The following is a 13,267-nucleotide window of genomic DNA, read 5'->3' as shown; positions in this document are numbered from 1 at the left end:
TTTAAAAGCTCAACAACAAGAGTTATTAAGTGTAATTAGAAGTAGTAATGGGGGAGATGTTATTGAGATTTTAAGAGAAGTAGCAAAAATGAATCCACAAATCAATGAAAACCTAAAAAATATGCTGCACCTAACCACTTCTAATTTAACAAGGGAATTACAAAAATTTGAAATTAACCCCCAAGATATTAAGATTATCTTTGATGATTATACCAAAGGCACAAAAGCAGCTTATGAGGAAGCTAATGAGAAAATCTTAAGCAAAATCTATGATGATAATTATAAGGTGGTTTTGGATTCTAAAGAATTTGATAAATTCTATGAAGAGACTTTAAATAATTATGAATTACCCTCATCTTTTAAAAATGTTTTAAACTCCATTAAGCATAAGGTCTATAATCCACAAGGCGTAACTTATAAGGATTTAGAAGCAACAAGGAAAAGCCTTAATAATGTTTATTCAGAGGATAAGACTTTAGATAGCTATCTTAAAAACTTCATTAGTAGCCATTTAAGAGAGGATATTAATAAAGGGATTAATAATATTTTCTCCCAGAATAAAGAAGCTTACGAACAGGCAAAAACACTCTATGAAACAAAATTGGCAGATTATGCCCAGTTAAAAGAAATACAAGATTCTGCAATTTATGAAAAAATCCAAAATGTTGATAATTCTTTAGAGGATATTGCTAAGGCTATCTTAAAAAATGCCAAAGGAGCGGGTAAGGTTAAAGAGACAGGAACGACTGATAAAACCCTGCTTAATAACTTCAATGAGCTAACCAAAGGATTAACAGAGCAAAATAGACAATCTTTAGAACTCAACCTCTTACATAAAATCTTTGCATCCTCTTTAGTTGAAAATGGTCAAACAAAGGTATTAGATTCACCATCATTTTTAAAGGCTTTAGAGGAAAATAAACAAATCTTTAAAAGCAAGGGAGCTAAAGAATATATAGAAACAATACAAGGATTCCATAAACTCTTTAAAAGAGATGCGGATATTTTAAGCAACTTACCCAATGCAAATCCTAAAGAAAACAATTCAAACATTGCTACAACTATGAGTGGGGCTTTTAAGCATATGCTTGTAAGTGGTTTATTTGGGCTTTTTTATCGCAATCTACCTCACGATGGATTGCTATTTGGTATGATATTCCCAACTATGGGACAAGGTATCCAAAAGGCAGCTTTAAAATACCATTTAAGCAAAGCCTTAAAAGAATCTACTTCTTTAGAGAATTTTAACTTCAATATCACCCAAAGAGCTAATAGGGGAGGATTTAACAGCCCTACTAAAGAGCTAGTAGAAAGAATAGTAGAACAGGTTAGTGAAGCAAAAGAGGAAGCTTTAAGAGTAGCAAAAGAGGGGACAAAAGCCCAAGAGATTCCTCAAGATTTAAAAGAGCAATGGCTCAAGGAATTTAATTTAGGCAGTTTAGAGCAGGATTTTATCCCTAACTTTATTCCAGAAGTTAAAGCAGTGTTGCAATCTATAGGCATTGATAAGATACAACTAAAAAGTGGTAGTTTAGTAAAATTAGATAAGCGTCAGCGTTTAGAGTTTTTACCCCATATCAAACCAACACTAGAAAATCCCGATGTTATTTTAAAACATTTAAATTCTTTGATTTTTGTAAAAGATATAGGCAAAGAGAGTTTCTTTACGAGTGTTTCAAAGGGACAAAATGGTGAAATGATAGTGAGGAGTAATTCCTTTAAAACTATACAAAATTTAAAAAATAAGCTAAATACACAGAGGGAAGTATTGTTTTTAAACAAGGAAGCTTCAAATATACTCACTGAAGCTTTTACACCTAAAATGTTCTCTAAGCAACTTGATACAGACATTATACCACAATCACCTGCAAACCAAAGCAATAACCAAAGCCTTTTAGATAAAGCCTTAAAAGAAAAGCAAGAGGGTATCGCAAAAGAGCAGAGATTGCAACAGGAAGCCCAACAAGAACAAGCCAAAAGAACCTCTCTCCTTAACCAAAAAAGACAATCTATACAACAAGCAAAAGACTCTAATGTAGGTAAATCCATTAATGAAGTAGAATTACCTTTAAGTGATAGTATTCCTTATACCCCTCTTAGACAAACAAGTATTAACCTAGAGAATAAAACCTATAATGCTAAATATGTAATTATTAAAAAGCAAGATTTAAAACCTAATTTTAGCAACACAGGCACACAAGGCAGACTCATCAAACAAACAAGGGTTATACAAGATATACAAAATAACCTAAATCCTAATAAACTATTCTTTAGTGAGGGTAGCTTTGATGGATTACCAGTTATATTACAAGATGGTAGTGTAAGTGTAGGAAATCATAGAGCAGAAGCTCTAAAAAATCTAAGTAAAGAATCCTTGCAAACTTATAAAGAGGAAGCCAAGAAAGCCTTTAATGTAGATTTGAGAGATGATGAAGTCATTGTTAGAATGCTAGATTTTGATATTCCTAAACAAGAGATCTTAAACCTCTCCTTTGCTTCTAATGTAGGACGAGAGCAAAACATAGCAGAAAAAGCCCTTAGCACCTTAGGGAAATACCAAGAGGGTATTTCTAAACTCCCTAATAGAATAACAGCCTCTAGTGTAGAGGAGATGCAAAGCATTGTTTCTAAAACCTTAGATACTACCAATAATGGCTTAAATACCTTTGATACCAATTTAGCGCTTTTTACTCATTTAGCCAAAACTAGAAACAAAAGTATCTTAGAAAGCCTAGAGAGCTTAAAGGGAAGTGCAGAGGAAAAACAAGCAACTTTAAGAATGTTTGTAGAAAATGCAGGGAGTTTTTATAACATAAGCCAACAAACCTTAATGCCAAAACTTGATTTAAGGGATTATCTAGCCCAAGCTTTGTATTTCACAATCAAAGCTTCTCCTTCAAGAAGGGATAATTTTAGAGAAGTTATTACAGAAATCCAAGATTTATTGAAAACCACCGATACACAGGGTAAAAATGCTTTCATAGAACAAAACCCTTATTATTATGAGGATTTACTAGGTAAGATACTAGGATATTCCTTTGCAAGATTTAAGGAGTTAGAAAATCCTGCTAAAAATCTCTTTGAATTTTTGCACAATTTAGAGCCAACATTGAGGCAAGAATTAGAACCCACACTCTTTAGTAATGGTAGAGCAATAAGCACAGCTGATATTTATGATTTTTTAAGTATGAATATTAAAAGTGGAGTCCCCAGTGAGGAAAGCTCTAAACTCTTAGAATTACTCCCTAAACTTAAAGAGAGGCAAGAGGGGTTTAATGCAGAGAAAAAAACCCCTTTAGCAGAGATTACTTTTATAGATACAAAGGGCAAAGAGCATATTTTAACCACACAAACCCAAAACCAGTGGCTAGAGACTTTTAACCTTAAAAGTTTAGAGGATTCTTATACTCCACAACATAGCGATGAAATTAAAGAAGCATTAGGGGGGAAAGAGATAAAACTACAAAAGGGAAGTTTATTAAAGTTAGTTTCACAAGGTAGAGAGGAATTTATACCACAAATCAAGCAAGTATTAGATGAACCAGAGGCAATAATTAAAGACCAAGCGGGGGATTTTTTATTAATCAAACACTTAAAAGATGAGGATTATTTTGTAAATGTAAGCTTTGATAATGGAGAATATTTAGTAAGTATTTCTAATGGAATCAAAGAAAGCAATAATTTAACAAATAAGTTAAACGCGGGGGGTGAAATTGTATATCAATCTCCAAACGCCAGTTCTATCTTGCAAACGCTTTTACAGGCTTCGCGATACTCCACCAACAAGATTGATGAGGCAATTATACCACAATCCCAAACATTACAAGGCTTAGAATCTGCTATTAAAGAAGCACAAACAAAAGAACCCTATAAACCAAAGATTAAGCCTATCTTAGAATCTTTAGCCCAACAATGGAAAGACAAAGAACTCATTACCCTTAATTGGAGAGAGAAAGTAAAAGGAAAATGGGTAAAAAGAACAACAAACTTTAAAGGAGAAGAATCCCTAAGAAAGACTTATGAAAAATACCTACAATATCAAGAACAAGGCAATGATGTATCTCAAGAAATTAGTCTTTTACAAAAAGCAATCAATGCCATTAATGCAGAACATAATCAAGCAAAACTAAGCAAGGAAACTACACAGGCACAAGCAAGAAAGCTTCAAGAACAAAAAGAGAGCTTTATAGCAAAAGAGAATGGATTAGATATTTTTATAGAACTTCCACACCAAAGACTTAAACTCTACTCTAACAAATATGGCACAGATAGTAAGTATCTACAAAATAGACTTCAACGAGGCTACTATAAAGAGGATGTTTTAGAAGAAATAAAACAAGTTAGAGAATCTATCCAAAAAGATTTTAATCTCTCTCCTATTGCAGAATTTGGAATAAACTATGCAGAATATTATAGAGATGGTAAGAGAGCTATTAATAAGATATTAGCAGAGGCTAAAGATTATGAAATAAGAAAAGCAGCAGGGAATCTAACACAAGAGGAGATAGAGCAAGGTGGATATAAAGGGCAAGTTGCAGGAGCTTTTTTTAGAGAGGATTTAAAAGAGCTTAGTGGGAATGGGGAGATTGATTTAGTTTGGGGAGAAGTTACAAACTCACAAACCCATAAAGGATATGGCTTAGCGCATATAATAGATAAGCATCCTAATTTTGATATAAATCTTATTCCAGAGATTGTAGAGCAAGGGAGGCTAGTAGATTTACAGAATGGAAAAGTAGGAATTATAACTGATAAATACACAATAGGAATGAAAAAAGAATGGAAAGATAAGCCAACAAATGCTTATATTTTAACTGCTTTTGAAAATAATAAAGAAAGTGCTAAGAACCTACACTCTAGCACTTTAACTAAAGGCGAGACTCTGCCTTTAAACTCTGATACCATTATACCAAAAACTAAAGATTCTTTAAATAAATCCCTAAAAGAAAAGCAACAAGAGACCATTAAAGAGCAAGAATTAACAGGAGAGATTAAACCCATAGATAATATACAAACACCTACATTAAAAGAGGAATTCGCAACAGCTAATACTTCACAAAAGATTAGCATTATTCAGAGGGAACTTCTTAAGGAGAATGAAGCACTTACAAAAGAATATAGGGAACTTAATGAGATTATAAAAAATAAAGACTATACAAGCCTTGAAATTTCTGAAGCTACAAATTTTATAAAGAGCAATACAAAATCTTTAGGAGAAAAATACATTGAGTTAATCAATCCTTTTGATACTAGAGACATTATTTTGATACAAAGAGGAACACCAAAAGAGGAAGCAGAACATTTCTTAGAGTGGAAAATAAGAAATGAAAGCTTAATCCCTATAAGCAAAACTATACATAATAACAAAAAACAGATATTAAAATTAAAAAGTGATTTAGAGTTTTCTTGGAATGAAGCTAATAAAGCAAGATTAGAAAAGAATCTTGCACGATTAGAAAAACATTTATTAAAACAGGAGGAGGAATATTTTAAATCCCTTTCTTTAACTTATGATTTAAACACACAAGAGGGATTAGAAAAAACAAAAGATTTGTTTTATAGAGCCAATCCTACACAAGAGCAAATACAACTCTTTGAATCTATTCTACCCATAGCAAAGAAGCTAGGAGTAGAAGTAAGGAATGCTATAAGAGAACCTTACCAAAGGGGTGGAAATACAAAGAATATATCAGGGATTTATCTTTTAAATCAAAATAGCGCAAGAGTAAAGCATAGTATAAAGGAAAAAGAAAAAAGCACAACATTACTACACGAACTTATCCATAGTGTAACAAGTAGAGCAATGATTGCTTATGAGAGAGGAGCAACTCATCTTTTAAATAATGACCAGATTCAAGCTATTGAAAATATAAATAGCCTTTATCAACAAATCTTTAAACAAAGTGATGAGTTAGGATTATCCTTGCAAAATGATTATGGGCTTACCAATCCTCACGAACTCCTTGCAGAGCTAAGTAATCCTAGCTTTGTAGAAAAACTTAAAAAAATCAATGTGTTTGAAAAGCTTATTGATAATATAATCCAGCTTTTTGTAAGTATAAAAGAAATAGCAGGGCTTAAGAAAACCAATGCTTATGATACACTCAAAAATAATGTAGCAGATATTATACAAAACTATAAAAGCGACTTCACACAACAATATAACAATCTCAAAATAAGGAATATCACATTAAATAATAAGGACACAATACAAACAAAACCTTTTGCTTACCATACACAAACACCTAAAGGCATTGCAAGTTTAAGAGCGGATTTAAAAGAAGCATTAAGCCCATATATAAACAAAGAAATTATTAATAAGGAAACAGGGCTTAGTGGGACAATTTCTATTAAAGAAATTAATAAAATTTCAAGCTCTAAAGCAGTGGATAAAAGTATTTATAATGGATTTAGTAGGGATGAGCATTTTAAGGTGAGTGAGAATCTTAAAGAGCTTTTTGAGAACGCACATTTAAAGCAAACCCATACAGACTACAAAGAAAGACCAAATATACAAGCAGTGCATAGGTTTAATACACCTTTAACCATTAATGATAAGGAAGCAGTAGCAAAAATCACACTTTTTGAAAAGAGGCTTGGCAATAATAAGATATATTCTTTAGAATTAGAAAGTTTAAGTTCCGCTCCCTTAAGTAAAGACGCGGACAATACAGGAGCGGCAGTTAAAGCTCAATCGGTAGAATCCCCGCATAATAAATCTACTACTATTGCAAAAACTGATGAAACCATTATACCACAACTCCAGCAAAAGTTTAAATATGATGCAACAAAGGCTAAAGACTTACTAGATTGGCATAAAGACTCTTCCCCTTTAACTAAAGATGAGCAAGGCTTACCTAAAGTGTTTTATCACGGGAGTAGAAACGATAAGATGTTTGAAGTCTTTGATATAGACGCACAACAGAAGCAAATAGCACAAGCTTGGAATTACAAATTTAATAAAAAAGACGACAACTATAATCCAGCCATTGGCTTTTGGTTTAGCGATAATGAAAAAGCAGCAAAATCCTATGGTGAAACCCATCTTTACAAAGTTTTTTTAAACTCTAAAAAGCCTTTTATAATGGGTGATGTAGATAAAAATAAATGGAAAGAAATTTTAGAAATATTCCCCTTTATTGAAAAAAGGATTGAAAATGGCGAACTTAAAAAATATGGTATTAACACGACAGAGGATTTATTTAACACCTACAAAAAAGAGCTATTAACGCCTTATAGAAAAGCACTAAAAGAAGTGCAAGATTTAGGATATAAAGAACCTAAAGTTTATTACAATGGTGATGAACAAGTGCTAGTTAGAGACAAAAATGGCAAAACAATAGATATTTATAAAAAGCTAAGCAAAGAATCACAACATAGCTTAACAAAACTTCATAAAGCACAATACCATAGTGAAACAGAGCTTTTGTTTAAAGCATTACAAACACGATTTGATGATATTAGTTTTAGTAGGAATTGGGTATATCCAAATAGAGGCATACCGCATTACTCTAATTATTTAAAAGATAAAGGATATGATGCAATAAAATTTGCCAGTGATGAATTTGTAGTCTTTAACCCTAACCAAATTAAAGCAGTGGAGAATAAGGGGAGCGTCCCTAAAAGCAAAGGGGAGTTTAAAACCGCTACTACAAAAGATACAACAAAAGAGGGTTTTAAATACTTCAACAAACAATCTCCTAATATTTATCATTCTAACCCTCACTTAGGCAATGGATTAGTAGGCGGAAGTATTGCAGGGTTTGAAAGTGATGAGAGCGGGAATATTACCTTTAATCCCGCCAACTTCCTTTTAGGATTAGCAGTAGGAGTAGCAGGAAGTAAGGGGATAGCACAAGGATTTAAGGCAATCAAAGATAATCCTAAATTTAGAGAAAAACTCCAAGAGGAATTAGCCAATGCTCTAAGTAAAGGTTGGGAGAGTGCAATTAGGCAATATCCTATTTTACAATCCCTAGAACCTAGATATATTGTGAAAAATGAAAAAGGTAGAGAGATTCAAGCAAAGGGAGTGTTAAAAGAACTAGAGAATAAAGAGGGAGGAAAGCTACAAAAGGCATTTTTGCTTGAAAATAGATTAAATACAGAAGCACTAGAAAAACAAGCGGTGGAGCTACCCAAAGAGCTAGAATGGAGAGATTTTAAAAAGCAATTTGGCACCAAAGTAAAGGAAGTTGCTATTAATACGCCCATAGGCAAGGTAAATATTAATGTTTATAAGGCTTACAACCATTTTACAAACAATACATACAAAAAAGATAGGAGAAAGTTTAGCGGAGCATTTTTAGATACTCTTACTAATCCGCTTTTTGTAGTGAAGCAAAAGTATCGCCCTGAAATGTCTCAAGTAGCTAAAAAAGCTAACGCAATGCGGAGCAATAACGCGCTAGTCTCCAAAATGCAAAACAAGACTAGGCTTCAGACAGGAAACGATTACATTATACAAGATTCTTATGTGTTTTACAAGCCTTTTAGAGATTATAAAGGTTTAGTGCATTTAGCAAGTTTCGCAATCTCACAAAATGGAGACCTACTCCATAAGACTTTTTACGACATTAAAAATCTTAGCAAACTCCAAAGAATCCTAAAAAGCAAAGATGAAAATGTGATTTATTTTAAAGGCGAACAATGAAAAAGGTGTTAGAATGCTAAAATTCTTTAAAAGGAAAACAATGCAAGAAATAATCATTTCTCTAAGAATAGAAAAAGATAAACCTCTACAACTTAAGGGCTTAAGTCGTGCAATATTGTCTCTTAATCAAGGTATAGGAGATTTTGTAGATTCTAGGTTATGAGAAAAAGTTTTAAAACAAATACTTTAAGTTATGATTTAATAAAAAATAAATAAGCTTGTGCTACAATCAGTATCTAAATATGTGAATGGGAGAGTAAGAGATGATTTTAGGAACTTCAAAGCTTGAATATATTGCAGAAAGTATTACATCTTTAAGTAAGAATAATATTCGCGGAGCTTCTATTGATTTGAGCATAGGCGATATTGCAAAAGTAAAAAGAGATGACAAAACCATTGATTTGTTTGAGCTGGACTGCGACGAAAAGCTTTGTGATGATATTTATGAGGAGATAGATTTAGCAAAGGGATATGAGCTAAAACCACTAAATTATCTCTATGCTTCAAGTGTAGAAAAAGTAACAATCCCCAAAGATATGTGCGGAATCATATTGCCACGCAGCTCATTTACTAGAATCGGTCTTATTCTGCCTATATCATCTTATGCAAACCCCGGATATAGCGGGCATTTGCCTATCGTAATATTTAATGCTTCAAATTCTATTATCAAAATTCCCCCTTACATTAGGATTATGCAATTGCTGTTTTGTCAGATTGATGGAGAAGCTATAGACTACCAGCAACAAAATGATAGCAAATACCACAACGAAAGTGCTTTAAAGAATCCAAGCTTTAATGATAAAGAGATAAAGGAAATTCTTGCCAGAATCAAATCAAGATGAACTTATTGAGATATTTAAAAACGCACTCGTTGATATTTTGGAATCAAAAGAACATCTAACGCCCACGCTAAATGATATTTATGATATGTTTGCCAAGATTCGTATTAAATTTCCCAGAAATGACAAACGCTCAGCTACTATTACAAAACATCTCAAAGAACATGCTAACAAGCAAATAATTTTAGATGATTTGATACTTCACATTCTGCAAGATTTTAAAAACGATATTTTATCCTGTAAGAAACGATAATGGAATATATTATTTCTATAAGGCTTTTAAAGATGAAAAAGGCGTTTTAAATCTAGTAAGCATTGGCATACCTAAATCCAATCGTTTAAAATACAAAACAAGCTATATTGCTTCAAAACAAAGATTATTAAAGATTTTAAAAGAATACGAAGTTATTTACCAGAAGTTTTAGACAAGATTGCCACAGCCTAAGGTAGAGTGATTACTGCACTAACAAGGCGTATCTTACAGCTTCCTAATCTTGTCTTAGGGTATTATAGCATTTCTTATAAGACAAAGCAATTCAATTCGTTAATGATTTTATAATATCTCTTTTTTATTTAACAAGGTGCCAATTCCCTTTGTTTTATTTAGGCATAATGTAATTTTTATTTTGTATATTTACTTCTTAAACATTTCAATAAAGCAAGTTAGATTATCCTTTAAAAACTTACCTAAGATACACACAATAACAAATAATCCTATTTTATCTATTAAACTAATGTAAAAACTTGCAGACTCAGCAAGATAATAATAAAGACATACATTCAATAAAGCATAACCAACAATCCGACAAGTAAAAGCAAATTTGCTAAAAAAGATATTTACTAGATTCTTGCTTAGTTTATTTAGTATCTTTGCATTATGAAGCGTGGCTTCTATATCGTCAAGCTTCTTTTCATTGCTTCTACTTTCAAGCACTTCACGAGAGATTTTATTTTGTAATTGGATTTTTTCCAAATGCTCATCATTTGCTAAATCCTCTTTACTCTTTGTAAGAGTTGCCTCTTTTGGCATTTCATTAGACATACGCACACACCTAAATTATTTAGGCGGTATTCCATACTAGGCATAGCATTTTACCACAAAACTAAACCTTTAACCCTTTAATTCAAAACTTAATTTTTTTAATATTCCCCAAATTTAAAGCAATCTTATCTGAAATGGGAGAGTGAATGCAAAACAAAATCCACCATTTAGATTTGTTTAGTGGGATAGGCGGATTTGCATTGGGATTGCAAATGGCAGATAAGGATTTTTATAAAACTATTAGCTTTTGTGAAATTAATGCGTATTGTGCTGAAGTCTTAGAGAAAAACTTTAGTGGAATTCCTATTTGTAGAGATATTAGAGAACTTAACACAAAGGGAATGCAAGTAGATTTAATCACTGCTGGGTTTCCTTGTCAAGACTTAAGCATTGCAGGAAAGAAAGCAGGATTAAAAGGAGAAAGGAGTGGTTTATTTTATGAAACAATTAAAATCGCAAAGGAGAGCAATGCAAAATTTATTCTTTTTGAAAATTCCCCACAACTTATCACAAATGAGGAATACCAAGAAAGTTTTATTAAAGAAATTCAAGAGGCAGGGTATGGTTTATGCTGGAGAATGTGTAGTGGTAGAGAGTTTGGATACCCACACCAAAGAAAAAGAGTTTATGCCCTCTGCTTCAATGCTTCTACCTACTCCCATAGCTTCGGATTCTTTTTGCTTGAAGCATTTCACCATTTCTACACAATTGAAAACCCATTCAACCCATCAAAAGAGATTATATCCCTATATTGCGAGTATATGCGTAGAAACAAACAAGGAGATTTTAAGCTCCATTGTAGAGATATACGAGGAGATAATGGGTTATCCCAAAGATTGGAGGAAATCCACGCATTAGGCAATAGTGTGATTCCACAAATTGTAAAGATATGGGGTTTAGCACTAAAGCAATCTTATTTGAAATGGGAGAGTGAATGATTTTTGCAAATCTTAGTGGTGGCAGAGATTCTACTGCAATGGTAGTGAGGTATTTAGAATTAGGAGGTAAGATTGATTATATCCTCTTTTGTGATACACATTATGAGTTTCCCCAAATGCTTACATATATTGATAAATTAGAATCCTACCTCTTAAAGCATTTCAATAAAAAGCTAACACGCTTAAGAAGTGAGGAGGATTTACTCTCTAAATGGGCTTTTGAATATCCTATCACAAGGGGAGAGCATAAGGGCAAATTGCGTGGGCTTCCTAAAACTTTAGGAATGGATTATTGCACCAGAGAATTAAAGGCAAAGCCTAGTCGTGATTTTATAAAGAGTAAAAGCCCAAATGCTTTTAAAAATACAATTCTTATTGGTTATACCTATAATGAAGTAAGCAATGGCAGAACCTCTAGTTTAGATTATGGCGTTGCTAAATATCCTTTATACCAATGGCAATGGAATGAAAGAGAGGTTGAAAACTACTTAAAAGATAAAGGTATCGCTAATCCTCTTTATCAACACTTTGAGAGGACAGGTTGCTTTTGTTGTCCTAAGCAAAGCAAGAAGTCGTTATATACTCTTTACAGATTTTATCCTAAGGAGTGGGAGAAATGTAAGGAATTAGAAGCAAAGGCTAAAGAATTAGGTTGTTTAAATACTACTTTTAAACCTAATCTATCCTGTGTAGAATTAGAAGCACAATTTAAAAGAAATCCTACAATGGATTTTATAGAAACTTACACAGAGGATATGGTTTGTTTTTGTAGGTAGGATTATGGCAGAAATTATTATTAGTATTGAGGAATTAAAAGATAAGCTAGAAAAGTTAAGTAAGGGCATTAGCATTGGAATATCTCATTAAACACCAAGAGGCTTTAGAGTTTTTAAAAACCTTAAAAGATGGCAGTGTAATACAGGCAATATTAAGGACAATAGAAAAAGAATCCCAAAATATATAAAAACTCTTTGAAGCTTTCTTTTGTTATCATCGCAACATCTAAGAGTGATTTATCTCAAATTATAATTTTAAAATGGCATTATAGCAAAATCGCCTTCATAATTACCTTTATAATCCACTCTACAAAAGAAGCTAGGGAGTTTTATAATTTTGTATCAATACTACTAAATCCTACCTACTTTGTGTTTAAAAACGTGTATTGGGAGCAGTATAGAATCCATAGATTATAGGTTATGCAAACACTTTCTTTAAATGTGCCTCATAATCTTTGATATATCGTTCTATTTGTGGGTTTTTCATCACATCATTACAGATAAAAGTTGGTAACGCACTCATTCCCATAAATTGATGAGCTTTGTGTAAATGCAAATACACACCATCTACACCTACCCCCTCAAAGAAATCATTAGGCTCGGTGAAAGCCTCTATGGGCGCATTCCAAGTAAGCGAAAACATATATTTCTTATCCTTTAAAAGTCCTCCTGTGCCATAGCCTACCGCTGGATTATCCCTATGGCGTCCATCACTTGTAAAAAACTTCCCAGCTGCTCCGTGACAGACTTCATCAATATATTTTTTCACAATCCACGGCTCTCCCATCCACCAACCAGGCATTTGATAAATAATCACCTTACTCTCTAGCCACTTTTGCATCTCTTCTTGTGTGTTGTAACCCTTATCAATATGCGTTTGCAAAATCTCAAAGCCTAGTGATTGCAAAGCAGACTTTGCAACATCGTGCAAGGTGCAATTTAATTTGCCTTGTGATGCTCCAAAAGCTTTTGCTCCATTTAAAAGCAAAATTTTCGCCATTTTTTCTCCTTAAAATTTG

The 13,267-nt window shown here is 32.7% G+C and carries 8 protein-coding genes; 6 read left to right on the top strand and 2 right to left on the bottom strand.

All coding sequences use genetic code 11. The annotated features are described in order from the left end of the window. The first annotated feature begins 88 nt into the window (after nt 1-88). The 4 genes from CDV25_RS09175 to CDV25_RS09165 all read left to right on the top strand — a co-directional run bounded on the left by CDV25_RS09175 (nt 89) and on the right by CDV25_RS09165 (nt 9,745). Entirely contained in the window at nt 89-8,653 is an 8,565-nt protein-coding gene (locus CDV25_RS09175; protein WP_108911678.1) for a putative barnase/colicin E5 family endoribonuclease, read from the top strand. 40 nt (nt 8,654-8,693) lie between these two features. Continuing rightward, on the top strand, nt 8,694-8,816 hold the full coding sequence (locus CDV25_RS10795) for a hypothetical protein (protein WP_269149110.1): 123 nt from the start codon (nt 8,694-8,696) through the stop codon (nt 8,814-8,816). A 100-nt stretch (nt 8,817-8,916) separates the two neighbouring features. Next, a complete protein-coding gene (locus CDV25_RS09170) occupies nt 8,917-9,495 on the top strand; it encodes a dCTP deaminase (protein WP_108911677.1) in 579 nt (192 codons plus the stop codon). Beyond that, nucleotides 9,473-9,745 (top strand): hypothetical protein, encoded by a 273-nt coding sequence (locus tag CDV25_RS09165; protein ID WP_108911676.1) that lies wholly within the window; start codon nt 9,473-9,475, stop codon nt 9,743-9,745. Before CDV25_RS09170 ends, CDV25_RS09165 begins: the two co-directional genes overlap by 23 nt. A 381-nt stretch (nt 9,746-10,126) precedes the next feature. On the opposite strand, the gene CDV25_RS09160 is transcribed toward CDV25_RS09165, so the two are convergent. After that, nucleotides 10,127-10,534, bottom strand: a complete 408-nt coding sequence (locus CDV25_RS09160) for a hypothetical protein (protein WP_108911675.1) — start codon at nt 10,532-10,534, stop codon at nt 10,127-10,129. Between the two features lie 146 nt (nt 10,535-10,680). Here CDV25_RS09160 and CDV25_RS09155 point away from each other — a divergent pair, with 146 nt between their 5' ends. Together CDV25_RS09155 and CDV25_RS09150 are read left to right on the top strand one after the other, a co-directional pair. Then, nucleotides 10,681-11,472, top strand: coding sequence for a DNA cytosine methyltransferase (locus tag CDV25_RS09155; protein ID WP_108911674.1), 792 nt, complete (start codon nt 10,681-10,683; stop codon nt 11,470-11,472). Beyond that, complete coding sequence (locus tag CDV25_RS09150; RefSeq protein ID WP_108911673.1) at nt 11,469-12,248, top strand: phosphoadenosine phosphosulfate reductase domain-containing protein; 780 nt, start codon at nt 11,469-11,471, stop codon at nt 12,246-12,248. The genes CDV25_RS09155 and CDV25_RS09150 overlap by 4 nt, the downstream gene beginning before the upstream one ends. A 418-nt stretch (nt 12,249-12,666) precedes the next feature. On the opposite strand, the gene CDV25_RS09145 is transcribed toward CDV25_RS09150, so the two are convergent. After that, entirely contained in the window at nt 12,667-13,248 is a 582-nt protein-coding gene (locus CDV25_RS09145; RefSeq protein ID WP_108911672.1) for an NAD(P)H-dependent oxidoreductase, read from the bottom strand. Nucleotides 13,249-13,267: the final 19 nt, after the last annotated feature.

The sequence above is a fragment of the Helicobacter apodemus genome (genome assembly GCF_003097575.1).
GTDB lineage: Bacteria > Campylobacterota > Campylobacteria > Campylobacterales > Helicobacteraceae > Helicobacter_D > Helicobacter_D apodemus.
This window is presented reverse-complemented; position numbering and strand designations above follow the sequence as displayed.